The organism is Allobosea sp. AAP35 (genome assembly GCF_001295925.1).
Classification (GTDB): domain Bacteria; phylum Pseudomonadota; class Alphaproteobacteria; order Rhizobiales; family Beijerinckiaceae; genus Allobosea.
In genome coordinates this window covers 14,905-40,868 of the sequence record NZ_LJHQ01000010.1, presented here as the reverse complement: position 1 = coordinate 40,868, position 25,964 = coordinate 14,905, and the positions used below count along the sequence as shown (strand labels likewise).

The 25,964-nt window shown below is 66.7% G+C and carries 22 protein-coding genes; 4 read left to right on the top strand and 18 right to left on the bottom strand.

The annotated features are described in order from the left end of the window. Window positions 1–16 precede the first annotated feature (16 nt). The 7 genes from IP69_RS04845 to exbB all read right to left on the bottom strand — a co-directional run bounded on the left by IP69_RS04845 (window position 17) and on the right by exbB (window position 7,970). The gene (locus IP69_RS04845) at window positions 17–727 is read right to left on the bottom strand and encodes an ABC transporter ATP-binding protein (protein WP_054141692.1); all 711 of its coding nucleotides are present in this window, start codon (window positions 725–727) and stop codon (window positions 17–19) included. Window positions 728–889: 162 nt separating this feature from the next. Beyond that, complete coding sequence (locus IP69_RS04840; protein ID WP_248306710.1) at window positions 890–1,696, bottom strand: ABC transporter ATP-binding protein; 807 nt, start codon at window positions 1,694–1,696, stop codon at window positions 890–892. Continuing rightward, complete coding sequence (locus tag IP69_RS04835; protein ID WP_197279680.1) at window positions 1,693–3,582, bottom strand: ABC transporter permease; 1,890 nt, start codon at window positions 3,580–3,582, stop codon at window positions 1,693–1,695. Before IP69_RS04835 ends, IP69_RS04840 begins: the two co-directional genes overlap by 4 nt. Before the next feature lie 164 nt (window positions 3,583–3,746). Next, window positions 3,747–4,913 carry an ABC transporter substrate-binding protein gene (locus IP69_RS04830; protein WP_197279679.1) on the bottom strand — a complete coding sequence of 389 codons (1,167 nt, stop codon included), beginning with the start codon at window positions 4,911–4,913 and terminating at the stop codon, window positions 3,747–3,749. 586 nt (window positions 4,914–5,499) lie between these two features. Beyond that, window positions 5,500–6,426 (bottom strand): TonB family protein, encoded by a 927-nt coding sequence (locus tag IP69_RS22475; protein ID WP_082358972.1) that lies wholly within the window; start codon window positions 6,424–6,426, stop codon window positions 5,500–5,502. Continuing rightward, window positions 6,423–6,890, bottom strand: a complete 468-nt coding sequence (exbD, locus tag IP69_RS04820; protein ID WP_054141690.1) for a TonB system transport protein ExbD — start codon at window positions 6,888–6,890, stop codon at window positions 6,423–6,425. The genes IP69_RS22475 and exbD overlap by 4 nt, the downstream gene beginning before the upstream one ends. Before the next feature lie 3 nt (window positions 6,891–6,893). Beyond that, window positions 6,894–7,970 carry a tonB-system energizer ExbB gene (exbB, locus tag IP69_RS04815; RefSeq protein ID WP_248306709.1) on the bottom strand — a complete coding sequence of 359 codons (1,077 nt, stop codon included), beginning with the start codon at window positions 7,968–7,970 and terminating at the stop codon, window positions 6,894–6,896. 249 nt (window positions 7,971–8,219) lie between these two features. On the opposite strand from exbB, the gene IP69_RS04810 reads away from it, so the two are divergent. Beyond that, window positions 8,220–8,813: a phosphoribosyltransferase family protein gene (locus IP69_RS04810; protein WP_054141689.1), complete on the top strand. Its 594-nt coding sequence runs from the start codon at window positions 8,220–8,222 to the stop codon at window positions 8,811–8,813. Here IP69_RS04810 and IP69_RS04805 read toward each other — a convergent pair. Next, window positions 8,810–10,738, bottom strand: coding sequence for a PAS domain-containing sensor histidine kinase (locus IP69_RS04805; protein ID WP_054141688.1), 1,929 nt, complete (start codon window positions 10,736–10,738; stop codon window positions 8,810–8,812). The two genes, IP69_RS04810 and IP69_RS04805, sit on opposite strands and share 4 nt — an antisense overlap. A 27-nt stretch (window positions 10,739–10,765) precedes the next feature. Continuing rightward, a complete protein-coding gene (locus IP69_RS04800; protein ID WP_054141767.1) occupies window positions 10,766–11,500 on the bottom strand; it encodes a helix-turn-helix domain-containing protein in 735 nt (244 codons plus the stop codon). A 157-nt stretch (window positions 11,501–11,657) separates the two neighbouring features. On the opposite strand from IP69_RS04800, the gene IP69_RS04795 reads away from it, so the two are divergent. Next, window positions 11,658–12,383: a response regulator gene (locus IP69_RS04795; RefSeq protein WP_054141687.1), complete on the top strand. Its 726-nt coding sequence runs from the start codon at window positions 11,658–11,660 to the stop codon at window positions 12,381–12,383. On the opposite strand, the gene IP69_RS04790 is transcribed toward IP69_RS04795, so the two are convergent. The 9 genes from IP69_RS04790 to dusB form a co-directional block, all read right to left on the bottom strand. Next, window positions 12,353–12,880 (bottom strand): hypothetical protein, encoded by a 528-nt coding sequence (locus tag IP69_RS04790; protein ID WP_156323289.1) that lies wholly within the window; start codon window positions 12,878–12,880, stop codon window positions 12,353–12,355. The genes IP69_RS04795 and IP69_RS04790 overlap by 31 nt on opposite strands. A gap of 281 nt (window positions 12,881–13,161) precedes the next feature. Next, window positions 13,162–14,697 (bottom strand): bifunctional aminoglycoside phosphotransferase/ATP-binding protein, encoded by a 1,536-nt coding sequence (locus tag IP69_RS04785; RefSeq protein ID WP_054141685.1) that lies wholly within the window; start codon window positions 14,695–14,697, stop codon window positions 13,162–13,164. Window positions 14,698–14,814: 117 nt separating this feature from the next. Continuing rightward, window positions 14,815–16,197, bottom strand: coding sequence for a GTPase HflX (gene hflX, locus IP69_RS04780; RefSeq protein ID WP_054141684.1), 1,383 nt, complete (start codon window positions 16,195–16,197; stop codon window positions 14,815–14,817). A gap of 5 nt (window positions 16,198–16,202) precedes the next feature. Beyond that, entirely contained in the window at window positions 16,203–16,451 is a 249-nt protein-coding gene (hfq, locus tag IP69_RS04775) for an RNA chaperone Hfq (protein ID WP_054141683.1), read from the bottom strand. Window positions 16,452–16,665: 214 nt separating this feature from the next. After that, window positions 16,666–18,033, bottom strand: a complete 1,368-nt coding sequence (locus tag IP69_RS04770) for a sigma-54 dependent transcriptional regulator (RefSeq protein WP_054141682.1) — start codon at window positions 18,031–18,033, stop codon at window positions 16,666–16,668. Further along, the gene (locus IP69_RS04765; protein ID WP_248306708.1) at window positions 18,030–20,321 is read right to left on the bottom strand and encodes a PAS domain-containing sensor histidine kinase; all 2,292 of its coding nucleotides are present in this window, start codon (window positions 20,319–20,321) and stop codon (window positions 18,030–18,032) included. The genes IP69_RS04770 and IP69_RS04765 overlap by 4 nt, the downstream gene beginning before the upstream one ends. Window positions 20,322–20,447: 126 nt before the next feature. Then, on the bottom strand, window positions 20,448–21,896 hold the full coding sequence (ntrC, locus tag IP69_RS04760; protein WP_054141680.1) for a nitrogen regulation protein NR(I): 1,449 nt from the start codon (window positions 21,894–21,896) through the stop codon (window positions 20,448–20,450). 20 nt (window positions 21,897–21,916) lie between these two features. Continuing rightward, window positions 21,917–22,993, bottom strand: a complete 1,077-nt coding sequence (locus IP69_RS04755; RefSeq protein WP_054141766.1) for an ATP-binding protein — start codon at window positions 22,991–22,993, stop codon at window positions 21,917–21,919. A gap of 82 nt (window positions 22,994–23,075) precedes the next feature. After that, window positions 23,076–24,068, bottom strand: coding sequence for a tRNA dihydrouridine synthase DusB (gene dusB, locus IP69_RS04750; protein ID WP_282568228.1), 993 nt, complete (start codon window positions 24,066–24,068; stop codon window positions 23,076–23,078). Window positions 24,069–24,249: 181 nt separating this feature from the next. Here dusB and IP69_RS04745 point away from each other — a divergent pair, with 181 nt between their 5' ends. After that, the gene (locus IP69_RS04745; protein ID WP_054141765.1) at window positions 24,250–25,458 is read left to right on the top strand and encodes a bifunctional 2-C-methyl-D-erythritol 4-phosphate cytidylyltransferase/2-C-methyl-D-erythritol 2,4-cyclodiphosphate synthase; all 1,209 of its coding nucleotides are present in this window, start codon (window positions 24,250–24,252) and stop codon (window positions 25,456–25,458) included. 4 nt (window positions 25,459–25,462) lie between these two features. After that, window positions 25,463–25,957 carry a nicotinamide-nucleotide amidohydrolase family protein gene (locus IP69_RS04740; protein WP_054141678.1) on the top strand — a complete coding sequence of 165 codons (495 nt, stop codon included), beginning with the start codon at window positions 25,463–25,465 and terminating at the stop codon, window positions 25,955–25,957. Window positions 25,958–25,964 lie beyond the last annotated feature (7 nt).

Below are 25,964 nucleotides of genomic sequence, written 5' to 3'. Positions count from 1 at the left end.
CGAGCCGGACGCTTGTCTATACCGAGAGGTACTGTGTCCGGACCGCGTCATTGGCTTTCAACTCGGCCATCGTGCCGGTGAAGCGAATGATGCCTTTTTCGATGATCGCGGCACGATCGGCGACATTGCCGGCGAAATGCAGGTTCTGCTCCGAGATCAGCACGGTCAGCCCCTCGCCTTTCAGCGCCAGGATGGTGCGGGCCATCTCCTCGACGATGACCGGCGCCAGCCCCTCCGAAGGCTCGTCGAGCAAGACGAGCCGAGGGTTGCCCATCAGCGTGCGCGCGATCGTGAGCATCTGCTGCTCGCCGCCCGACATCGCGCCGCCCGGCCTGTCGCGCATGCGCCCGAGATTGGGAAACAGCGCAAACAGCCGCTCCGGCGTCCAGTGCGGCGCGTCGCTGCGGGCAGGCCGCTGGGCGACCGATAGATTCTCCATCACGGTCAATTCGGAGAAGACGCGCCTGTCCTCGGGCACATAGCCGATGCCCAGCCGGGCGATCTCGAAGGGCTCGCGCCCGTCGACCCGTTGCCCCTCGAAAGTCACGGAGCCGGCAGCCGGCGGCACCAGACCCATGATCGCTTTCATCGTGGTCGATTTGCCGGCACCGTTGCGGCCCATCAGCGCCAGCACCTCGCCGCGGTTCATCGCGAAGCTGACACCCTGCAGGATATGGGCGCGGCCGTAATAGGCATCGAGCCCGGCGATCTCCAGCATGGCGGTCATCGCCGGCCTCCCATCAACCGACCGCAAAACGCACCGTCATCCCGGCCATCGCGGAGGCGCGCGCCGGGATCCATCACAGGGCGACGTCGAGCATGACGATGGATCCCGGGACGACCTTCGGTCGTCCCGGATGACGTGGAGTTTCCACGCGAAACGGTCACGCTAGTGCCCTCCCGAGGTCGCACCGGAGCCGAGATAGACGGCGCGGACGTTGGGGTCCTGGCGGACCTCCTGCGCCGTGCCATGAGCGATCAGGCGGCCGCGATCGAGCACGATGACGCTGTCGGAATGGGTGAAGACGACATCCATGTCGTGCTCGGTGAACAGCACGGCGATGCCCTTGGCGGCGGCGATGTCGGCAGTCAGCGCCATCAGTTCGATGCGCTCGCGCGGAGCCATGCCGGCGGTAGGCTCGTCCATCAGCAGGAGCCTGGGCCGGTTTGCGAGCGCGACCGCCAGTTCGACGCGCTTGAGGTCGCCATAGGCCAGCACGCCGCAGGCGCGCTCGGCCTGAGCGGACATGCCGACCTGGGCGAGCAGCGCGTCGGCCTCGTCGCGATGGCGGTCGCGGGCGCGCCCGAGCGGGCTCCAGATTTCGCCGGCATGGGAGATCAGCGCCATTTGAACGTTCTCGCGCACCGTCATCGAGGTGAAGGTCGCCGTGATCTGGAAGGTGCGCCCGACGCCCATACGCCAGACGGTGCGCGGCTTCAGTCCCGTGATCGGCCGCCCGGCCAGAAGCACCTCGCCACCATCGGGCCTGATCTGGCCGTTGAGCATGTTGAAGCAGGTCGTCTTGCCGGCGCCGTTGGGGCCGATCAGCGCCAGCATCGTGCCCGGCAACACCGAGAAGGAGACGCCATCGACAGCGCGCACGCCGCCGAAGGCCTTGGCAAGATCGCGCACGACGAGCACCGGTTCGCTCGAAGACGCTGCGGTCGCGATCTGGGCTGGTCGCACGGCGCTCACGGCTTGACCTCCGCCAGCGTCGCAGTCCGTTCAGAGCCGCCACGGCCCCAGCGCTCGCGCAGGGCCAGCGCCGTCCCCACGAGGCCGCGCGGGAACAGCACGACGAGCAGGACGATCGACAGCCCCAATCCGAAGCGCCAGTACATCGTGGCCTTCATGAGCTGCTCATGCAGCCCGGCATAGGCGAACGCGCCGATGATCGGTCCCGATACGGTCTGCACGCCACCCAGCAGCACCATCAGGAGCGCATCGACCGAGCGCGGGATCGCCATATAGGTCGGGAAAACCGAGCCCTTGAAGAAGGCGAAGAGCCCGCCGGCGATGCCGGCGCAGAAGGCCGCGACCGCGAACGCCACCCATTGGATCCGAACGACGTCGAGGCCGATCGCCTCGGCGCGCAGCGCATTGTCACGCGCCGCCCGTAAGCCGTAGCCGAAGGGCGAAAAGATCGTGAACCGCAGCGCCAGGACCGCCGCCGCGCAGATGATGAGGGTCAGATAGTAATACGCCGTCTTGGAAGCCGCCCAGGCCGAGGGCCAGACGCCGAGGATGCCGTTGTCGCCGCCGGTGAGATCGACCGACTGGAAGGCGGTGGCCCAGGCGATCTGCGCGAAGGCCAGCGTCAGCATGGCGAGATAGACTCCCGACAGCCGCACGCAGAACCAGCCGAAGACGACGCCGGCAATGCCCGCCAGGAACGGCGCCATCAGCAGCGCCGGCTCCATCGGCGCGCCGAGCCATTTGACCGCCAGCGCCGCGCCATAGGCGCCGAGGCCGAAATAGGCGGCGTGGCCGAAGGAGGCCATGCCGCCTGGCCCCATCATGAAATGCAGGGACGCGGCGAAGAGCGCGAAGATGACCAGTTCGGTCAGCGTGACCAGGATATGGTCGGGCGTTGCCAGCGGTGCCAGAGCCAGGATGAGCAGGCCGATCAGGCCCGCGAGCTTGGTCGCGCCGTCGGCAGGCAAGAGCAGCGGCTCGGCTGGACCATGGGCGCGGCTGTGCCCGACGGGAGCCTTGCCCATCAGTCCATAGGGCTTGACCACCAGCACCACCGCCATGACCAGGAAGACGAGGACGAGCGTGATCTTGGGAAAGATCAGGATGCCGAAGGCGTGCAAGATACCGATCAGCACGGCGGCGAGATAGGCCCCCGTGACGCTGCCGAGCCCGCCGACGACGACCACCACGAAGGCCTCCGAGATCATCGCGAGGTCCATGTGCAGCGTCACGGCCTCGCGCGGCAGTTGGAGCGCGCCGCCCAATCCCGCCAGCATCGAACCGAAGGCGAAGACCGAGGTGAAGAGCAGGCGCTGGTTGACACCGAGCGCGCCGACCATCTCGCGGTCCTGCGTCGCGGCTCGCACCAGCGTGCCCCAGCGGGTCTTCTGGAACAAAAGCCAGAGGATCAGGAGCACGATCGGCCCGACGGCGATCAGAAACAGCTCATAGGTCGGGAAGCGGTTGCCAAAGATGACGACGAAGCTCCTGAAGCCCGGCGCGCGCGGCCCGAGCTTATCCTCGGCTCCCCACACGGCGAGCGTCACGTCCTGAAGCATCAGCACGACGCCAAAGGTCGCGAGCAGCTGGAACAGCTCCGGAGCCTGGTAGATCCGGCGCAGGATCAGGACCTCGATCACCACGCCGATGAGGCCGGTCAGGACGGCGGCGAGCGCCACGCCGCCCCAGAAGCCGAGCGCATCGGCCGGGCCGAAGCGCCCAACCAGCGTCCAGGCAAGATAGGCGCCCAGCATGTAGAGCGAGCCATGGGCGAAATTCACGATCCGCGTGACGCCGAAGATGATCGACAGCCCCGAGGCAACGAGAAACAGCGACGAGGCGGAGGCCAGGCCGTTGAGCGTCTGGTTGAGGATGAGGTCGATCATGCAGAAACCGCCTGGGCCAAGCTCTCGCGTCATTCCGGGCGCAGCGCAGTTGCGACCCGGAATCCATCATAGAGCGCTGTCGTGCCTTACGATGGATTCCAGAGCGGCGCCGCTGACGCGGCTTGTCCGGAATGACGGCGTTTCGATTGCGATCGGGATACCACCTACCCCGCCGGCCGCAGCGCCTTCACCTCGGCATCGCTCGGCAGATACTTCGCCCCGTCGGCATAGCGCCAGTCGACCATCACGCCCTTGCCGTCCTTGAGCGCGGTCTTGCCGACATAGGCGCCCAGCGTCGACTGGTGATCGACCGCGCGATACTCGGCCGCCCCGAAGGCGGAGGGGAATTTCAGACCCTTGAGCGCCTCGACAAGCTTCTCGGTGTCGGTCGAGCCGGCCTTGGTCAGGGCGGCGGCGATCGAGTTCATCGTGTCGAAACCGACCACCGAGCCCAGGCGCGGATAATCATTGAACTTCTTCATATAGGCCTCGCGGAACTTGACGTGTTCCGGGGTCTTGATGTCGGCCTGGGGATAGCCGGTGACGATCCAGCCCACGGGGGCCTCGGCGCTGAGCGGATCGAGATATTCCGGCTCGCCGGTCAGCATCGAGACGACGGTGCGGCCCTCGAACAGGCCGCGCGTATTGCCCTGGCGCACGAAATTGGTCAGGTCGCCGCCGAATGTGACGTTGAAGATGGCGTCGGGCTTCGAAGCTTCCAGCGCCTGCACGGTGGCGCCGGCATCGATGCGGCCGAGCGCAGGAAACTGCTCCGCGACGAACTCGACATCGGGCTTGGCCTTCTTGAGCAGTTCCTTGAACCACTTCACGGCCGACTGGCCGTATTCGTAGTTCGGGGCAACCACCGCCCATTTCTTGGCCGGGAGCTTGGCGGCTTCCTCGACCAGCATCGCGGCCTGCATATAGGTCGAGGGCCTCAAGCGGAAGGTGTAGCGGTTGCCCCGCGCCCAGACGAGCGCATCGGACAATGGCTCCGAGGCGACATAGAGGCGCTTGTTCTGGTTGGCAAAGTCGGCGATCGCGAGGCCGACATTGGAGAGGAACCCGCCCGAGAGCAGATCGACCTTCTCGGCATTGATCAGATCGCCGGCGTGGCGCACGGCATCCTCCGGCTTGCCGCCATCGTCGCGAAAGATCGTCTCGATCTTGCGGCCGAGCACGCCGCCCCCGGCGTTGATCTGCTCCAGTGCCAATTCCCAGCCCTGGCGATAGGGCTTCAGAAAGGCGGGCTGGGCGGTATAGCTGTTGATCTCACCCACCTTGATGGGCCCGGCTCCCTGCGCGGCGGCCCATGTTGGCAGGGCGAGCATCGTGGCTCCGGCAGAAGCGCCGGCCAGAAGACTCCGACGGTCGATCGTCATTGCTGTTCCCCTATCTGCCCCGGTGGCGGGTGCCCCAGGATTCTTCAACGGACTGGTTCGCTGACAGATGTCGCATGCCATCGACTTTGCGTCAGCCAGCAAATTCGTTTGTATGCCTATGAAACTGAGGACGCTCCGCAGCCCTGTCAACGCTGAATTAGCGGCAGGCATTGCGCGTCCCCGAGGCAGCGGGACGAAACGGTGAAGCGCCAATAAGCGGCAGCTCCGCGAAACGGCAGGGGCGGTCAGGGGGCCCTACGGCCGTCCATGTCACAGTCCGTGGGCGGAGCCGTAACCGATCTACCTGCGTGCCCAAAAATAGGACAAGCATGCTGTCCTTTTGCGCTTGTCGAATGGGGAGGCCCTCCCTATGTCTGGTGCACCGCAGCAGCGATGCTGCGTCGCCCTCCTTGGGCGTTTCCTCCCTAGACTTGGGCTGCGCTCACGCGCGGCCCTTTTTTTGTGGCGTCGACGATCTCACCGATCAGGCGGCCGCGTCGCGCGCGCCTGCCGCCGCCGGTCCAACAGATCACCCTCAGCGTGAAAACTTCACTGGCACGGCGAGCGCGATCGCGCTGCCGCCCAGCCCTTCCGGTGGGGCGGGAAGCGGACTGGCGCGGCGGATCATCGCCACCGCCTCGTCGTCGAGTGCGCGATCGCCCGAACTCCTGACGAGACGCGCGGCCAGCACACGGCCCGAACGGTCGATGCTGAAGGAGACCTGGACGGTGCCCGGGTTGGCTCCGTCGGGGAAGCGCTTGTACCGGTTGAGATGTGCCAGCAGCGTCCCGCGCCAGCTCGCCGCCGAGGCCGAGGTCGCCGATGACGCGCCCCGTGATGGTGCTGCAGCGGCCGGCGCGGGCTGCGCCTGCGCGATGGGCGCACTCGTGCGCTCGGCCGGGGGCTTGTCCTGGTTGACTGGCTTGCGGCGCTCAACCACACGCTTGGGCGGCGGCTTGCGCTCCACGACCTTGGGGCGCGGCTTGGGAGGCGGTGGCGGCGGAGCCAGCACGGCGGCTGCATCAGGCAGTATCGGCAGTTCCGGGATCCTGATCTCCGGTTCCGGCTGGGCGACGGGCTGCGGTTCGACGACCGGCGGCGGCTCGACCGGCGGAGGTTCGACGACAGGTTCCGGTTCAGGCGGCGGGGGGTCCGGCTCCGGCGGTTTCTCGATGACGGGTTCCGGCTGCGGTTCGGGCTGGGCCTCGACCATCTCGGGACCGGGGGCGGCCTCCTGCGGTGGCGCCTCTGGAGCGACAGCCATCGGCGCCAGTTCGATCATCACGGCGGCGGGGGGCGTTCCCATGGCGGCCTCTGCGCGCTGCCAGGTCACGATCATCCAGCCAGCCACACCATGTCCGCCGGCCACGATAAGAATGGCCAGGGACCAGCGCAGAACGGCTGGCCAGAGCCTTGAGCCGGCAATGTTCATGCGGCCGGCCGTATCCGCGAGCGTTTTCATTGCTGGAGCGCTCCGCCTGCGGGCGCTGCCTGGTCAGCGCCCTGCCCCATGTCCTCAAGGCCGACCAGCCCGATCTTCAGATAGCCCGCCTGCCGCAGCAGGTTCATCACCCCCATCAATTCGCGGTAGGCGACGGCTCCGTCGGCGCGCAGGAAGACGCGTTGTTCGCGGTCGTTGCTGGTCTGGCGGTCTAGAGTGGCGCCCAGCGCCTCGCGCGGCACGCCATCATTGCCGAGCGTGAGCGAGAGATCGCTCTTCACGGTGAGGAAGATCGGGGCGTCCGGACGCGGCTGAGGCTGCGCATTCGAGACCGGGAGATCGACGGCGACATCGACCGTGGAGAGCGGAGCGGCGACCATGAAGATGATCAGCAGCACGAGGATCACGTCGATGAAGGGCGTGACGTTGATGTCGCTGACCTCGCCGAGATCGCCGTCATGCGAGTCCTTGAGGGAAACGGCCATGGTCTACTCCGCATGGACGCGCGGTAGCGCGGAGGCGGGCGCGACCGCATGCAGTGGCGCGCGCGTCGGCGCTGGCGCCGGCATCGCTGCGGCGGCAATCTGGCGGCGCTGGCGCTCGAGATCGCGCGACAGATGCTGCAGGATCTCACCGGAAGCGTCCGAGAGCAGCGCCCTGTAGCCGGCGATCGCCCGAGCGAACACGTTGTAGATGATCACCGCCGGGATCGCGGCAACCAGCCCGATGGCGGTCGCCAGCAGCGCCTCCGCGATGCCCGGCGCCACCACGGCGAGGTTGGTGGTCTTGGACTGGCTGATGGCGACGAAGGAATTCATGATCCCCCAGACCGTGCCGAACAGTCCAACGAAGGGCGCGGTCGAGCCGATCGTGGCCAGAAGACCGGTGCCACGCGCCATGGAGCGCCCGGCCCGCGCCTCGATGCGTGACAGTGCGATCGAGACCCGTTCCTTGATGCCGTCTTCGCCCAGATCTGAAGACCGCCCTGTCTCGTCGAGTGCAGCTGAAAGCAGTGCTCCGACGTCACCGCGCAGCCGCCCGCCCTTGCCGGCGATGGTCGCCGACGCTTCGCGCAGGTCGGCTGCGGATTGGAGCCGGCGCACGCCGCGTCCTGCAGTGGACTTGGCGCTCGCCAGTTCGAGCGCCTTGGCAAGCCAGACCGTCCAGGTCACCACCGAAGCGAAGGCCAGCCCCACCATCACCGCCTTCACGACGATGTCGGCCGCCATGAACATGCCCCAGGGCGACAGATCATGCGGCAACGTCGGCAAGGCGGGCGGTTGCGCGGCGGGCTGGACGGCGGGCTGGACGGCGGACGGCGCTTGCACCGGGATGACTGTCGGTGCGGCGGGGTGCGCGGCGCTGGGCGGCGCGATGCCGGCGGCAGGCGGAGCCGGCGGCAGCGCCGTCATCGGCACGCCCTGAAGCACGGGCGGGGCCTGCGGAACCGACTGGGCCCGCAAGGGAGCCAGGCTCGCAGCCAGGCAGACGAGCACCATGGCCGCATGATGCGGGCCGGCGTAAAAACGTGCCAAAACCCAGCGCGGAAGCTTGAAGGACGTCACCGCCTTCTCCTTGGAATAATTCAAAAAAGCTAGTGCATTCAATAGGATGCGTGGAGGCTAGGCGTCGGCTATGCGTCAGCTCATGTCAAGCCATGACTTCCGGGCGGGCCATCGAAGGTCGGCGTGCCGCGTCTCCTGCGCCGTGCCCGCAAGACGGCGCTCCGTTACCGCTGCATCATGCCCGTTGATCGTGGTGACGCTCGTGCCATAGGAAGGCGCGGGAACCGGCGAGATGGGGCGCAGGGCTTCATGGAACGTGTCACGACCATCGACCGCACCGACGGCACCAGCGTTTCGGTGCGATACCGCCGTTGGCGCAACCATCCGGGACCAGGGATCGATTTTCCCGATCTGTCCCCCTTGGCCACCGACGCCGCCGCAACACGAGAGCTGGTCGATGCGCTGGGCGAGCGCATGGCGGACGACAGCGAGATCGTCGCTGGCCTCGATGTCGGCGGGTTGGGGATCGCCGGCGCGTTGGCCTATCGCAATGGTCTTGGTCTGCTCGATATTCGCAAGGTCGGCTCGATCAGGGTCGAGGTGATCCGCACCCTGATGGCGAATTACGAACTCGGCGACGGCGTGGCGATCTCCAGGGCAAGCCGGATCGACGGGCGCCGCGTGGCGATCGTCGATGATTGCCTGATGACGGGAGGAACCGCACTGGCCGCCATCAGGCTCATCCGCCGCCTCGGGGGCCCCTGCGACAGGGCGATGTTCGTCTTCGAACTCGAGGGGATGGGCGGCCGTGCGCTCCTGCAAGATGCCGGCGTCGATGTTATCAGCCTGCGATCACTGCCGCAGGCCGAGCCGGACGAGCCGGAGGACGCAAAGCAAGCCTAAGCGGCGGGGCGCTCGTCGAGCAAATCGCGGATGCGGACCGCCAGTTCCATCGCGCTGTAAGGCTTCTTTAGCCAGCTCGCTTCGGCCGCAAATTCCCGCACCACGACACTCGGCTCGGCAAAGCCCGAGGTCATGATGATCTTGAGAGCAGGCATCAGCAGGCGGGCTTCGCGCGCCAATTCGTCGCCCGACATGCCGCCGGGCATGACGATATCCGTGAAGAGCAGGGCGATCTCGGGGTGGGACGCCAGCATCCGCAGGGCCTCGGCGGCGGTTTTTGCCTCCAGCACGCGGTAGCCGGTATCCTCGAGCCGCGCGACGGCGACCCGCCGCACCCGCGCATCGTCCTCAACCACGAGAATCGTCTCGGATCCACCAGGCAGCCTTGTCTGAGGCGCGTGGCCCTCCGACACCGTCGGCGGGACGTCTCGCAACGCCGCGCTGGCCGCCGGCAGGAACAGCCGCACGCTCGTCCCCTGCCCGACCTCGCTATAGAGCTGGACATGCCCGCCCGACTGCTTGGTGAAGCCATAGACCATGCTGAGCCCCAACCCGGTGCCCGCCCCGACGCCCTTGGTGGTGAAGAACGGCTCGAAAGCGCGCTGGCGGACCTCGGCCGACATGCCGCTGCCGGTATCGGTGACGGCAATCAGCACATAGCTGCCGGTCCGGACGTCCGGATACATGCTCGCATAATCGGAATCGAGCCGGGCGGTCGAGATCTCGACGGTCAGGCGCCCGCCGCGCGGCATCGCGTCGCGAGCGTTCAGCGCGAGATTGAGCAGGGCGTTCTGGAGCTGCGACGAATCGACCAGCGCGGTGCCCGGCGAGCCCGACACGATGGTGCGCAGCTCGATCGCCTCGCCGAGTGCGCGGCGCAGCAGATGCGAGAACTGCGAGACGAGCTGGCCGACATCGGCGAGCTTGGCGTTGAGCGGCTGCTTGCGCCCGAAGGCGAGCAGTTGCGCGGTCAGCTTGGCGCCGTCCTCGGCCGCGCTTTGCGCCTCGCGCAGCAAGGCGCGCGAGCGGTCGTCTGTGAGGCGCCGCTCGATCATCTCGAGATTGCCGCTGACCACGGTGAGAAGGTTGTTGAAATCATGGGCGATGCCGCCGGTGAGCTGGCCGACGGCTTCCATCTTGTGAGCCTGGCGCAGCTCCTCCTCGATCCTGTGGCGGCTCGTCAGGTCGCGGATGAAGCCGGTGAAGATCCGGCGGCCGGCGGCGCGCGCCTCGCCGATCGCCAGCTCCATCGGAAAATGCGTGCCGTCCTTCTTCTGACCGGTGACGACCCGGCCATAGCCGATGATGCGACGCTCTCCGGTGTCGAGATAGCGGTTCATGTAGCCGTCATGGCGGTCGCAGTCCGGCTGCGGCATCAGCATGCGGACATTGCGCCCGACCGCTTCGCTGGTGTCGTAGCCGAAGAGCCGCTCGGCCGCGGCACTGAAGGAGGTGATGGTGCCCTTGTCGTCGATGACCACCATCGCCTCGGGAACCGTGTCCAGGATCGAGCGCAGATGCGCCTCGCGCGCGACGAGATGGGCCTGCATCGTGCGCAGATCGCTGACGTCGACATTGGTTTCGACGATGGCGAAATCGTCGCCCCCGCGCGAATCGGTCACGACCCAACGGCTGGCGACAGAAATCACCGTGCCGTCCTTCCGGCGCTGTGTCAGCTCCCCGGTCCAGACGCCATCCTTGCGCAGATGCGCCGCGATGTCCGCCAGCGGCTGCGGAAACACCGTCTCGAGCAGGTCAAAGGCGATCTGGCCGAGCGCCTCTGCCCGCGACCAGCCATAGAGCGCCTCCGAGCCGCTGGTCCAGCGGGTGACGACGCCGTCAAACCCGTGGACGATGATGTTGGCGCTGTCGAGAATGCGCGCGAAATCCTCGAGGCTGAACTCGCTCGCAGTCGTGTCTCTCATATCTCGACGAAACCTCGACGCTCTCGTTCAGTTCGGCCAGACCGCCTGCTGGACCCCGCCGAATCCGGCCGCGCATTTATCGTCGGCATCACCCTCCCCTGCAAGAACGGCGAGCTTGCCGAGTTTGCGCACAACCATCGCGTGGCGGCTGCTGGGCGCGATGACGCCGCAATTGGTCAGCCGCGTCATCGTGCGCGATACCGTCTCGATCGTCAGGCCGAGATAGTCGGCCATGTCGAGCCGCGTCATCGGGATCTCGATCACCGGCTGGCGCTCGTCGCCCAGCAGCCGCCTCGCGATCACAAGCAGAAAGCTCGCGACGCGCTCCTCGGCGCTCTTGCGGGCGAGCAGGACCATCTGGTCCTGGGCCGCGGCCATCTCGTCGCAGAGGCAGGCGAAGAGTTGCGGGCGAAGCTCGGGGGAACGGTTGATCTCGTCCTGGAAGCGCCCATGCTCGTAACGCCGCAGTTTTGTGCGGGTCACGGCTTCGGCGGTGTAGAGGTACTGCTCCTTCAGCGAGACCCCGAGCAGATCGCCGGGGTAGAGGAAGCCGGTGATGACGCGGCGCCCGTCGCTGAGAATGCGGAACACCCGCAGCACGCCCTCCACGACCTCGAAGACATGGCGCGCCTCGTCGCCCTCCCAGAACACGGCGGTACCGGGCTCGAAGGTCTCGATCGGCTGGCCGCCGAACAGGCTGTTGAGGCTGGCCCGGGGCTTAACCGTCGCGAATTGCCTGACAGCCGCGTGCGGCTGTGACATGGTGGCTTGCGAAAGCATCGGCGCGTCATCCTTCAATTGATCGACGTGCCGAATTGAACCGAGTCCGGTAACGGCCGAACGCCGCCACGGTAACAGCCCGTGCGAAAATGTGACGGTTTGTGACGCGGATGTCGGCGAAGGAATCGAACGGCCCGATATGACCGAGCCAGCCCGCAACGAACACATCCTGGTCGTGGATGACGATGTTCGCATTCGGCAGATGCTGATCTCCTACTTCGAAGATGAAGGCTATCGCGTCACGGCCGCCGCCGACGGCGCGGCGATGCGCGACTGTCTGCAGCGGCTGACGATTGACATCATCCTGCTCGACCTCATCCTGCCCGGTGGCGAGGACGGCCTGATGCTGGCGCGCGAGGTTCGCGCCCGCTCGGATGTCCCGATCATCATGCTGACCGGGCGCGACGACGTCGTCGACAGGATCGTCGGTCTCGAGATCGGTGCAGACGACTACATCCCCAAGCCGTTTCACCTGCGCGAGGTCCTGGCGCGGCTGCGGACCGTCCTGCGGCGCCGGCAGCCTGCGGCGCCGGCGCGCGTTGCGGCGGATGAAACCATCCATTTCGAGGGGTGGCGGCTGGATCTCGGCTGCCGGCAACTCGTCACGGCCGACAACAGGGAAATCATTCTCACCACCGGCGAGTTCGAGATGCTGGCGGCGCTGGCGCGCTATCCTGGCCGGGTGTTTTCGCGCGACGTGCTGATGGATCTCACCCATGGCCGCAGCCTCGAAGCCTTCGACCGCACGATCGACGCGCAGATCGCGCGGCTGCGCAAGAAGATCGAGTCCGATCCGAAACGGCCGACCCTGATCAAGTCGGTGCGCGGCATCGGCTATGTCTTCACGGGCAAACTGTCGTCCTGAGACGGCCCCCAGGGCGCGTCGAGAAGCGGGTGGGGATCGAGAATCAGGGCGATGCTGCGGCCATCCCGCCGCTTGGGCACTTGAAACTGAGCGAGCAACCGGGGCGAAGCTTCGCTGCGGATGCGCAGCGCCGCGCAGTCGAGCCGGCCGGCGATCGTGCACAGATCCTCCACGAGCGCCGCCGCGACGCCGGATTCGTCGGCGGCACTGGCGACGATGAAGATGGGAACGTCAAGAATGCGGCCATGAACCGCGTGCCTTGCCTGCGACCACAGGCACAAGCCCTGCACATGCCCGCGTGGATTGATCGCGACACGAACCTCAAGCCGGGGCTCGCTTGCGCCCGCGCCAGCGTCCGGACCATCGCAATAGCGCCGCCAGCGCGCGATCCCCAGCCCCGGCGCCAGCGCGCCGACCAGCAGAAAGGCGGCGTCGCTCGTCTCCGGCGACAGAGGCGCGACGGTATACCCCCCTTGCATGGCGTGGCCCACTGGCATCACGAGGCTCCTCACCGGCAGGGGGACAGCAGGATCACGCCGCCGCCTGCCCGGCCGCCGCGGCCGAGACGAGAGTCGCGGGCCGGAGCGAGCCGTTCCTCTTGATGCCCATGACAACGTCCTTCTGCATGTAAGGGCATGATAGGGCGTATCGGCACGTCAGCCTTGAGCAAGATCAAGCCAGCCGCTCCCGGGCGCGCTTTCGTGGCGTCACGCATCCACGACCATGCGATCGAACTGAGCGTCAGGAGCCGAATGCGTCCTCTCCGTTTCGGATCGGGTCAGGCCAGGCGCGGCGGCCGGCTCCCCACGATGTGGCGCGCTTCCCGGGAGACCGCCTCGGGACCCGCCTCGGCGTCCAGCCGCGGCCAGCCGACGCTCGTGGGCCGCCGGATTGCCTGCTGGCGGACGATGTCGGCGGTCGCATCGGATGCATCATGACGACGCGCCTCGACGCGGCGGATCAGTGTGTCGAGACCGGCTTCGAGCCACAGCCCCTGGAAGCGCACTCCTGCCTGAATGGCGACCTTTTCGATATGCTCGCGATCCGGCTCACGGTCGAACACCGCATCAGTGACGACGCCATGGCCAAGGCGCAGGATTCGGGCCGCATCCTCGCTCATCTGCGCATAGACGGCAGCGGAGACCTCCGGGCGATAGGCCTCGGGCGCCAACCGCGTTTCGGCGGCCACGCCGAAACGTCTCTTGCGCAGCCGGTCGCTGGCGAGAATGCGCGCGCCGGGCACCGGGCCGATCTCCGGCGCGACAGCTGCCGCGACCGAGGACTTGCCTGAGCCCGACAAGCCGCCGACCGCGACGAGCCGAGGTTCGCAAGGCCAAAGGCAGGCCAGCGCCAGATCGAGATAGGACTGCGCCTCAGCTCGCCGCGCTCCGGCGTCAACGCTTGTGCCCCTCGCCTGCAGTGCGACGACATGGGCCCGTACCGTCGCGCGGACGGCGATGAAGAAGGGCAGCAGCGGCAGGCCCTCCTCGTCTCCCGTCTCGTCCAGAAAGCGGTTCAGCAGCGTGTTGGCACAGCCTTGCAGGCCCCGATGCCAGAGGTCCATCAGCACAAAGGCGAGGTCGTAGAGAACATCCGTGGTCGCCAGCGCCTCGTCGAATTCGAGGCAGTCGAACAGGGTCGGAACGCCATCGACCAGGCAGATGTTGCGCAGGTGGAGATCGCCATGGCAGCGACGGATCTTGCCTTCGCGCCCCCGGGCGTCCAACAGCGCGCCATGGCCGATGAGCGCCGCCTGGCAGGCGCCGTTTAGCGTGGCGACATCCTCGGCGGAAAACAGATTCGTCAGCGCGAGGCCGCGCGCATTGATGTCCAGCACGCCCGCCATCGCCCGCGCCCCGCCCCGGCTGCGGTCGATCTCGGCTTCGGCATGGAACGCTGCGATCCGCTGCGCCAGCGCCGTCATCAAGGCGGGTGTGAGCCGGCCCTCCCCGGCCATCGTGTCGAACAGCCCGTTGCCATCGAACCGCACCATCTCGACCACGGCATCGACGAGTTGGCCGGCCCCATCGAACGCCAGCCCCCCGTTGCTTTCACGAGTGATGCGGTGCACCGCGAGATAGAGCATCGGCGCTGTGCGACGGTTCAGCAGCAATTCGCGCTCGCAAGCCGCCAGCCGCTTCTCCGGCGTGGAGAAATCGACATAAGGCAGCGCGACGGGCCGTTTCAGCTTGAACGCCCGCTCGCCGATGAGCAGGACGGTCGAGATATGCGTTATGATCGTGCGGGCATCGGCAACGCCAGCTTCGGCATCAGCTTTAAGGAAGGCAACGACCTCGTCATGGCTCGTGGCCATCTTGCATCCTCGCCTTCGCCACTGGGCCCGCGCCGACATCATCATTGAACGCCGCCCATCCGGCAGCATTGCGCTGCCGCAAGCCGCGCCGCTATCCGATGGCGCCTCGCGCAGGCTTCAGTTGTCGCGTTCTGCTTGCGGGAATCGCGCCCCGAAGGCCCCTTCTCGCTCCGGCGGGAGCCGCACCCGCAGGGCCAGGGCGCCGTCCTCGGCATCGCTTCGGTCGAGAACCTCGCCATTGGCATGCAGCCAGGCCAAGGATTGCCCGTCGCCGGGCGCCAGCGACAGGCGGTAGATCGGCCGGCTGCGGGCGATCCGCATCTCGATCGCGTCGGTCAGCCGCCCCATGCCGTCTCCGGTCACCGCCGATACCAGAACCGGACGCGAGACTTCAGGCTTCAACCCGGCCAGACCGAGCTGGCGCTCTCGCTCCTCCGGGGTCAGCAGATCGGATTTGTTCCAGACCTCGACCACACGCTGGCCATCATCGGGGTCGATCCCGAGATCGCGCAGGATCGCTTGCACATCGGCAGCCTGCGCCTGCGTGTCCTCATGCGCGACGTCGCGGATATGCAGCAGGACGTCGGCCTCGATCGCATCCTCCAGCGTGGCGCGGAAGGCGGCGACGAGCTGCGTCGGCAGATCGGAGATGAATCCGACCGTGTCCGACAGCATGATCCTGGCGCCATGCGGCAGCTTGAGCGCGCGCGCGGTCGGGTCGAGCGTGGCAAACAGCATGTCCTGCGCCAGGACCTCCGCCGAGGTCAGGCGGTTGAACAGGGTCGACTTGCCGGCATTGGTGTAGCCGACCAGCGCAACCACCGGATAAGGCACGCGCTTGCGGCTGGCGCGGTGGAGCCCGCGCGTGCGCTTGACCGCTTCGAGATCGCGCTCGATCTTGGTCATGCGCTCCTGGATGATGCGCCGATCGGCCTCGATCTGGGTTTCGCCGGGGCCGCCGAGAAAGCCGAAGCCGCCGCGCTGGCGCTCCAGATGGGTCCAGGACCGGACAAGCCGGCTCTTCTGGTAATTGAGATGGGCGAGTTCGACCTGCAGCGCGCCTTCCTTGGTGCGCGCGCGGCGGCCGAAGATCTCCAGGATCAGGCCGGTGCGGTCGATGACCTTGCAGCCGAAGGCCTTCTCCAGATTGCGCTGCTGGACCGGCGACAGCGCGCAATCCATCACGATTAGGCCGATCTCCTCGATCCTGATGCGCTCGGCGATCTCCTCGACCTTGCCCTTGCCGAGATAAGTCGCCGGCCGCAGCGCGGTGAGCATGACCTGGATTGGCTCGACGACAGTCAGATCAATGGCGGCAGCCAGCCCCACCGCCTCGTCGAGCCGCGCAGCAAAAGAGCGCTGGTTGGCGTCGCTGGCGCCGCGGCGCTGCTGGTAGGGGCCGATCACATAGGCGCGGGTGTTGGCGGCGATCTCGCGTTCGATGGCATCGAGCGGCTTCACAGCCGCCCGTGCCTCATCCGCATCGCTGCGGGCGCTCATCGGGGTCAGGCCTTGTCCTGTTCCTCGGGCTCGAACAGCTGCACCGGCTGGCCGGGCATGATGGTCGAGATGGCGTGCTTGTAAACGAGCTGCGAATGCCCGTCGCGACGCAGCAGCACGCAGAAATTGTCAAACCAGGTCACGACACCCTGGAGCTTCACGCCGTTGACGAGGAAGATGGTGAGCGGAATCTTCTGCTTGCGTACATAGTTGAGGAACGTGTCCTGTAGATTTTGTGCCCGCTCTGCGGCCATGGGTAGCCCCTGTTGTTGGGATCGCTGATCGGGTTCAAGCCCGCGATCCATTTCGTCCCGTTCGCGGCGCAGGCGAATGCCCGCCGCTTCGAGACACCGACGGTTCATTAGATCGTCGAGTCAGCCGACAACGCAAGTGCAACATTGCTTTGCAATGCAGCGATTGCCTGCGCTGCACGCAGGCACGCATGCAGAATGCGCCTGAAATAGGGTTTCAACCCACCCCGAGCGACTTCAGCTTGCGGTGCAGCGCGGAGCGCTCCATGCCGATGAACTCGGCGGTGCGCGAAATGTTGCCCGAGAAGCGCGCGATTTGCGCGATCAGATACTCGCGCTCGAAAATCTCGCGCGCGTCGCGCAGTGGCAGGCTCATCAGACGTTCGCCGCCCGATCCCGACGGCGTCGTCGGGACCATGGCGCCGACCTCGGCTGGCAGCATGTCGATCGTGATGTCGGCGGTGTGATCACCCTTGGTCAGGATCATCAGCCGCTCGACATTGTTGCGCAGCTCTCGGACGTTGCCCGGCCATTCATGCGATTGCAGCACCGCCATCGCGTCCGGTCCAATGCGGCGCTTGGGCAGGCCCGATGCAACCGAGATCTGGTCCATGAAGAATTCGATCAGTTCCGGCACATCCTCCCGCCGCTCGGAGAGCGGCGGCACCTTCACCGGCACCACCGACAGGCGGTGATAGAGATCCTCGCGGAATTGCCCGTCGGCGATCAACTGAGCCAGGTCGCGGCTGGTCGAGGAGATGATCCGGACATCGACATGGACCCGGGTTGCGCCGCCGACGCGCTGGAAGTTCTGGTCGACCAGCACGCGCAGGATACGGTTCTGGGTCTCGCGCGGCATGTCGCCAATCTCGTCGATATAGAGCGAGCCGCCATGGGCCTCCTCGAGCGCGCCGACCCGGCGCGAGCGGCCCTCACCGGCCTCGACGCCGAACAACTCCTCCTCCATCGTCTCGGGCGTGATCGTCGCGGCGTTGATCACGACAAAGGGCCCCGAGGACCTCGTCGAGGCCTCATGCAGGGTGCGCGCGGCCAGTTCCTTGCCGCAGCCCGGCTCGCCCGTGATCAGCACGCGCGCATTTGTCGGCGCGATGCGCTCGATCGTCTGCCGCAATTGGTTGACCGTGGTCGAACGTCCGACGATGCGGCTGGCCTGAACCGAGCCCTTCTTGAGTTCGCGAACCTCGCGGCGCAGCCGCGACGCCTCGAGCGCACGTTCTGCAACGAGCACGAGTCGATCGGCCTTGAAGGGCTTCTCAATGAAGTCATAGGCGCCGCTCTTGATGGCGGACACCGCCGTCTCGATGTTGCCGTGGCCGGAAATCATGACGACGGCGAGATCGGGATGGCCCTGCTTGATAAGTTCCAGCACCTGAAGTCCGTCGAGGCGGCTGCCCTGCAGCCAGATGTCGAGGAAGACCAAGTTCGGCCGTCGCGCAGCGATGGCGGCGAGCGCCTCGTCGGCCGAACCCGCCTTACGGGTGCGATAGCCTTCGTCCTCGAGCAGGCCTGCGACCAGTTCGCGAATGTCGGTCTCGTCATCGACGACCAGAATGTCAGCGCTCATGCCCGTATCCCATCATGCTTTTCACGTCCTGCCGCCGCGCCATGCCCTTGGTCGCCGCCGCTGCCCACCGGGTTCTCGTCGGCCGGCGGCCCGCCTTCGGGGAACCAGAGCCTGACGCGCGCGCCGCGCCGTCCCTCGGACATATCGGGCCGATCCAGCAGTTCGATCCCGCCGCCATGGTCCTCGAGAATCTTGCCGACGATGGCGAGACCGAGCCCGGTGCCGCCTTCGCGGGTGGTCATGTAGGGCTCCAGCAGCTTCTGGCGCTGGTCTGCCGGCAGGCCCTTGCCGTTGTCGATGACATCGATGACGAGCCGTCCATCCTCGCGCCGCTCAAAGACAACGTCGATGCGACCCGGGCCGCGCTGGTCCATCGGCACGGCCTCGATCGCTTCCGTCGCGTTCTTGATGACATTGGTGAGCGCCTGCGACACCAGCCGCCGGTCGAACCGGGCCGGGACCGATCCCTCCGGCAGGTTCTCCGTGATCGTGAGTTCAGGGTTGCCCACGCGCATCAGGAAGATGATCTGGCGCACGGTCTCGGCGATGTCGTCCTGCATGAGCGACGGCTTCGGCATGCGGGCGAAGGATGAAAACTCGTCGACCATGCGCCGGATGTCCTCGACCTGGCGCACGATCGTTGCCGTGCACTGATCGAAGATGTCCTTGTCCTCGACGATCACGCGGCCGAACTTGCGGCGAATGCGTTCAGCCGAGAGCTGGATCGGCGTCAGCGGGTTTTTGATTTCATGGGCGATGCGGCGGGCCACATCCGCCCAGGCGGCGGTGCGCTGGGCCGAGACGAGGTCGGTGATGTCGTCCAACGTGATCACCAACCCGGCCCCGACGCCCTCGCCTTCGCGGACGGCGCGGACATTGACCATGCGGTCCCGCCCGCCGCGCGTGATCGCGATCTGGCCGGAACTCTGGCGCTGGCGTCCCTGCAAGGCGTCGGTCACGAAGGCCGCGATCTCGGGGGCGACCAATGCGATCGATTCGCCCAGCAGCCGGCCGCCCGTCGCCAGAAGTGCTTCGGCCGAGCGGTTGATGATGGTGATGTGCCCGTCTGCATCCAGGCTGAGTACGCCCGAAGAGACGCCCGAGAGCACGGTTTCGGTGAAGCGCCGCCTGCGGTCGATGACCTCGCTGGCCGTGACTAGACCATCACGCTGGCGGCGCAGTTCGGCTGTCATCTTGTTGAAGGTCTCGCCGAGATGGGCGAGGTCCCCCTCCGAGCGGCGGATCGGCACCTGAACGTAGAAATTGCCGCTCGACACCTGGTCGGTGGCATGGATCATGCGCCGGATCGGCGCCACAAGGCCGTTGGCGAAGGATAGACCGAGCCAGATCGCCGAGAGCAGCAGAATGAAGGCGATCAGCCCGTACATCGAGGCGAAGGCAATCTGGACACCCTTGCGACGCGCATCGATCGACAGATATTCCGCCGCCGCCGCCCGGGCCACGGCCGGGAATTCGACCGCAAGCGGATCGACCTCGCGGGCGATGTGCAGAAAGGCATTGTCATAGGCCGGCAACTTGACCAGCGCACCGAAGATGCGGCCGGCGGAGGGCACGACGCAAATCGGTTCGGGGGACGACTGAGCGTCCTCGAACGCGGCTTCGTCAGGCTTTGGGGCGCCGCGCAGCACATCGATATTGGCGCGGACGAGGACCTTGTCGGGCGGCTGCAGGATCGCGACCACCGGCACGCCCAGCGCCGTCGCGCGGGCGGTCAAGAATGTTTCGAACCATTTGCGGTCAACATCATAGGCCGCCTTGGCACGCGACAGATCGTCGGCCAGCAGGCGGATCTCCCGTCCGAGCGATTGGCACTGCGCGCCCGCATAGGCGTCGGCGACATCGACCGAGCGGAAGATCGCGTCGCGCATGCGGTCCGAGAACCAGGGTTCGAGACCGCGCTCGATCGTCACCGTGGCGATGATCGCGACCAGAATCGCCGGCAGCGCGGCAATGATGCTGAAGAGCCCGACGATCCGGACATGCAGCCCCGCCGCGGCTGCACCCGCACGCCGCGCCCGGATCAGCACCGCCGCTTCGAAGGCGACGACCACCAGCAGCAGCAAGATCAGGAAGCCGTTCAGGACGAAGACGCCGACGACGACCTCATGGACAGGAACAACCGGAGTGACGCCCGAGAGCACCAGAAAAGTGACGAGGGCGGAGACGAGCGCAAACACGACGACGGTCGCACCAAGCCATCCCGAGACGCGACGCGGCGTATCCTCGGCGCGCGGCACGATCCTGACGTCACTGGCTGAGGCTGACACGATCTCGAACAACTCCCGGGCGGCCGAAACTCGACGCGAGTCCGGTCACAGCGCGGCACTGATGCGCCGACGCAACGGTGTTGTCAAAATATGACATATGAAAGGCGGCGGCCGACCTTTGCCTGGTCAGCGCGGCGAGCGGACCACCTGCATGTCAAGCTCGCGGATCTTCTTGCGCAGCGTATTGCGGTTGAGGCCCAGCAGTTCGGCGGCACGGATTTGGTTACCGCGCGTGGCTGCAAGCGCGGCTGCGATCAGCGGCGGTTCGACCTCGCGCAAGATCCGGTGATACAGGCCAGGCGGCGGAATATTGTCGCCGAAGCCCCCGAAATACTGGTTGAGATGGCGCTCGACGGAGCCCGACAAGGTCTCGGCGCGCTCCTGCGACGACCCTCCTGAGAAGCTGGTCGAAGCGCTCGCCGGCTGCAGTTCGGCCTCGATGATCGGCGCCGTGATGGTTTCCTGGGGATAGAGCGCTGCAAGCCGGCGAACCAGGTTCTCCAGTTCGCGGACATTGCCCGGCCAGCGGTAGCGACGCATCACGTCCATCGCTTCCGAATCGATTTGCTTGCGCGGCAACCCCTCCTTCTCGACGAGCGTGAAGAAATGGCGGGCGAGATCGGGAATGTCCTCGACGCGCTCGCGCAGGGGCGGCAGGCGGATCGGCACGACGTTCAGCCGGAAGAACAGATCCTCACGGAACAGCCCCTGCGCGATCGAGATACGCAGGTCCTTGTTGGTGGCCGCCACGATGCGGACATTGGTCTTGATCGGAGTGCGGCCGCCGACGGTGGTGTATTCACCCTGCTGGAGCACGCGCAACAGCCGCGTCTGGGCCTCCATCGGCATGTCGCCGATCTCGTCGAGGAAGAGCGTGCCGCCCTCGGCCTGCTCGAAACGGCCCGAAGAGCGCGTCAACGCGCCGGTGAAAGCGCCCTTCTCATGGCCAAACAGCTCGGATTCGATCAGGTCCTTCGGAATTGCCGCCATGTTGATCGCGACGAAGGGGCCGTTCTTGCGCTTGCCGTAGTCATGCAGCGCCCGCGCGACGAGCTCCTTGCCGGTTCCGGATTCGCCGTTGATCATCACCGTCAGGTCGATCGGCATCAGGCGGGCGAGCGCGCGATAGACGTCCTGCATTGCCGGGGAGCGGCCGATCAGCGGAATGTCGTCGGGCTCGGTTGCGAGCGCCCGACCGCCATCGCCGCGGGGCCGCGACAGGGCGCGGCCGACGATCGCGACCAGTTCCTTCAGGTCGAAGGGCTTGGGCAGATACTCGTAGGCCCCCCGTTCAGACGCCTTGATCGCGGTCATGAAGGTGTTTTGCGCACTCATGACGATGATCGGCAGGTCGGGCCGGACGCGCTTTATGCGTGGCAGCAGGTCGAAGGCATTGCCGTCCGGCATCACCACATCGGTGATGATCAGATCGCCCAAGCCCTGCGCGGCCCAGGTCCAGAGCGTCGCCGCCTGGCCGGTGGTTCGAACTTCATATCCGGCCCTTGCGAGCGCCTGATTGAGGACGGTGCGGATGGCGGCGTCGTCATCCGCGACGAGAATGTTACCGGTCGGCATTCACTGTGGTCCTGTAGGCCTTAAACTGCCTGTCTTGCGCGAAGCTGATGCAGGGGCAGCAGAATTCGAAACGTGGTGCGGCGGGGGACGGACTCGCACTCGACGATGCCGCCGTGATCCCCGATCACCTTGGCGACAAGTGCAAGTCCAAGGCCACTGCCCTGAGCCTTGGTTGTAACGAACGGATCGAACAGGTGCGGCAGCAGGTCGGAGGGCACGCCGGGGCCGTTGTCGCGGATGCCGATCTCGAGCGGCAGCGCGATCCGACCCGACGATCCTGCCAACTGCATCCGGATGCCCGGGCGATAGGCGGTCGTCAGCGTGATCTCGCCGTCGATCGCATGCGTCCCGATCGCCTCGGCCGCATTCTTCATCACGTTCAGCAGGACCTGGACAAGTTGGTCGCGATTGCCTGAAACCGGCGGCAGCGAGGGGTCATAGATCTCGTTGAAGCGGATGTGCCGGGCAAAGCCCGACTGTGCCAGACGTTTGACGTGATCGAGCACGTCATGGACATTGACCGGATCACGTTCGGTGGGACGTTCATCGCCGAACAGTTCGACGCGTTCGACCAGCTTCACGATGCGGTCGGTCTCGTCGCAGATCAGCTGCGTCAGGATGCGCTCTTCGTCGGGAACCGTGGCTTCGAGCAACTGCGCCGCGCCGCGAATGCCCGAGAGCGGGTTTTTGATCTCGTGGGCGAGCATGGCACCCAGCGCTGTAATGGACCTGGCTGCCCCCCGATGGGTCAGTTGTCTGTCCATTTTTTCGGCAATTGTTCGTTCTTGCAGCATAACCACGACGCTATCGCTCTGATTGGGCAAAGGCGATGCAAAAACATCCACCACCCGATCAGCGCCGAGCCGCGGCGAACCGAGATCAAGCCGGTATTCGCTGACGCTCGAACCACGACGCTGAACCTCGTCGATGAGCGCCAGAACGGGCGAGCCGAAGGCGATCAGGTCGTCGATGCGCTGGCGCTTGAGCACGACCGCGCTCGACTGGAAGAAGTCCTCGCCGGCGGTGTTCACATAAAGGATGCGATGGCCCTCGCCGATGACAAGCACCGGCATCGGCAGCACATTCAGCGCCTGCATCTCGATCGGATCGAGCAGGAGTTCGTCCCTGCCCTTTCCGCCGTTCTCGGCGAACGCCATCGTCATACGCAACACCTTTGGTTCAAGCCGCAGCGCGGCTGGACTCGGGGGAAAACAGCTGCGCCAGCGCCATGCTCACCTGGCGCGGATCATCCGATGTGAGCAGGACGCGCCGCCGCTCGGGATCGGCCGTGCCGCCGCTGGCAAGCGCCTCATCGGCATAGGCGGCCAGATGCTTGCGCGCATGGCGCACGCCATGCGCCTGGCCGAGAAGGCTCAGGAGCCCCTCATAATGCTCAAGGGCAACGGACAGCTTCTGCGGCAGCGTCAGGCTCGCAGGTGTGCGTCCTGCCAAAGCGGCGCCGATCGCGCCGACCAGCCAAGGCCGTCCCAGCGCCGCCCGGCCGACCATGACGAAATCCGCCCCCGCCTGCGCCAGGCAGGCCCGCGCATCGGCGACGTCGCGAATATCGCCATTGGCGACGAGGGGGAAATCCCCTGCCTCGCGCACGGCACGGATCGCGGCCCAGTCGGCGGTTCCCTTGTAGAATTGCTGGCGCGTGCGGCCATGCACCGTGATCAGCCGCGCACCGGCGGCGACCGCGCGGCGCGCCAGCTCGGGCGCGTTGCGCGAGGCATCGTCCCAGCCCAGCCGCATCTTGACGGTGACGGGAATCTCGACGGCGGACACCGCAGCCTCGACCAGGGTGACGGCATGGTCGAGATCGCGCATCAGCGCCGAGCCGGCCCAGCCTCCGGTGACCTTCTTGGCCGGGCAGCCCATGTTGATGTCGACAACCGCCGCGCCGTTGGCCTCGGCCAGGCGCGCTGCCTCGCCGAGCCAGTGCGGATCGCAGCCGGCGAGCTGCACGACATGCGGCGAGACGCCGGCGCCCTCCGCCCGCAGCCGCGCCTCCTCGCTTCCCCGGACGAATTCGTCGGAGGCGACCATCTCGGAGACGACGATACCAGCGCCATGGCGCGCGGCGATCCGGCGCATGACGATGTCGGTCACGCCGGACATCGGCGCCAGGAAGGCGCGGGATGCGAGGTCTGAAAATGGCGCGACGGTCACGTCAGAGCCTGCATTTAAGGCAACGGGCATGATGCATATTTATTGGACATTGCTGCAGGAGCGCAAGTGCTTGTCTTCAGATAGTGCAGCGCATCACCGCCCCGCTTCACGCGGCACCCTTTCGGGCTTGGCGATCGCGACGGCGGCGCTTATCACCGGACTCCAGCCAGGACCATGCGCCGTGCCCGCCGAACCACCTGATAACAGCCGATCGGTCGCAGCTCTCGTCGTCGCCGCCGGCCGGGGCCTCCGGGCAGGCGGCGATGGGCCCAAGCAGTATCGCCTGCTTGACGGACGGCCGGTCCTGCGCCACGCGCTGGCGCCTTTTTTGGCGCAGCCTGTCCTGACACGCATTGCGGTGGTGATCGGGCCAGGCGACGAGGCCCGCTATGCCGATGCGGTCGCCGATCTTGTCGACGAGCGGCTGGCGCCGCCGACCCAGGGCGGCCTGACCCGGCAGGATTCGGTCCGGCTCGGCCTGCTCGCCCTCGCGGAAGCGGGCTTTGACGGCGTTGTTCTGGTGCATGATGCAGCGCGCCCTTTCGTCTCCGCGAGCCTGGTCAAGGGCGCCATCGCGGCGATCGGCCCGGATGGCGTGGCGGCGATCCCCGCCTTGCCGGTCACTGATACGATCAAGCGGATCGATGCCGATGGCGTCATCGCCGAAACGCCGCCACGCGACCGGCTCGTCAGTGTCCAGACGCCGCAAGCCTTCGCCTTCCGCCCGCTGCTGGCCGCGCATGAAGCCGCCTTCGCGGCGGGCCGGGACGGCTTCACCGACGATGCCGCGCTAATGGAATGGGCGGGCCACTCCGTCGCGACCTTTCCGGGGGACCCTGCCAACGTGAAACTCACCCATCCTGAGGATTTCGTCCGTGCCGGCGGTACGGAGCGCGCCTTCATCGTGCGGGTCGGCACAGGCTACGATGTCCATGCCTTCACCGAAGGCGATCATGTCTGGCTTGGCGGCGTGCGCATCGATCATGAGCGCGGCGTGCTGGCCCATTCCGATGGTGACGTCGCGCTGCATGCGCTCACCGATGCGCTGCTCGGCGCGCTGGCGGATGGGGATATCGGAACGCATTTCCCTCCGAGCGACCCGCAATGGCGCGGCGCGACCTCGCTGCGCTTCCTCGAATTTGCGGCGCAGCGAGTCTTCGCCCGTGGCGGGCGGATCGATTTTCTCGACCTGACGATCATCTGCGAGGCGCCCAAGGTCGGGCCGCAGCGCGAGGCGATGCGCAATGCCATTGCGACGACCGCCGGCATCGGGATCGACAAGGTCGCGATCAAGGCAACGACCTCGGAGCGCCTGGGGTTCACCGGCCGCAAGGAGGGGCTGGCGGCGCTCGCCACCGCCACCATCCGCCTGCCCGAAACGAAGGGCTGAAGCCATGTTCGACGCGCAGACGACACGCCTCGCCACCGCTGTCCTGGAAGCCTGCCGGGCGACCGGCGCGACCGCGGCGACGGTGGAATCCTGCACCGGCGGGCTGGTCGCCGGCGCGCTGACCGCGATTGCCGGCTCGTCCGACGTCGTGCTGGGTGGCCTCGTCACCTATTCAAACGAGGCCAAGACGGCTCTGGCGGACGTGCCGGGCGCGCTGCTCGCCGCCCATGGCGCCGTCAGCGAACCCGTGGCGCGGGCGATGGCGGCCGGTGGGCGATCAGCCCTGTCGGCCACATACGCGGTTTCCATCACAGGCGTCGCGGGACCTGGCGGCGGCAGCGCCGAGAAGCCGGTTGGCCTCGTCCATTTCGCCTGCTGTGGCCCCGCTGGGACAAGGCATCGCGAAATGCGCTTTGGTGCCCTGTCGCGCGACGAGATCCGGCGGCTTTCGGTGCTGACCGCGCTCGACATGCTGCGCGAGGCAGCGTCCCCGCGCTGATCGGCGC